The following is a 385-nucleotide window of genomic DNA, read 5'->3' on the forward strand; positions in this document are numbered from 1 at the left end:
GGGGGAAGCAATGGTTCGCCTTCGCTGGAATCCGTCTCACCGAGACGAAGGTGTCGATGTCGTACCAGTACAGCGGTACTACAGCGAGGAAGATGCTCGGTTACTCGTGCACCGTCGTCAGGAACGTCCAGCCGTTCACTGAAGTGAGGACCTCCAAGAGCAGCGGTTACATCAGCGGCGGACAGGCCACTGCGAAGTGCAAGGTCGTCGTGAAGCGCGGTGTGCCGACTCCATGGGGCACGGTTGCGTGGAGCACCTACTCCTCGATCCAGCGCCTCAGCGCCAAGGGCAACGGCGCGATCACATACAACCGCTGGGAGTGAGCGGAATGGCGTCTTGGCAGGAGGAGCAGATGATGAATCCAATTGTTCCAACAGCGCTCGAC

The 385-nt window shown here is 60.0% G+C and carries 1 protein-coding gene; it reads left to right on the top strand.

The genetic code is table 11. The features are described from left to right. The coding region (locus tag BIU91_RS17400) for a hypothetical protein (RefSeq protein ID WP_216099687.1) at window positions 1-323 on the top strand (323 nt) is incomplete at its 5' end. Window positions 324-385: the final 62 nt, after the last annotated feature.

It is taken from the genome of Curtobacterium sp. MMLR14_002 (assembly GCF_001864975.1).
GTDB lineage: Bacteria > Actinomycetota > Actinomycetes > Actinomycetales > Microbacteriaceae > Curtobacterium > Curtobacterium flaccumfaciens.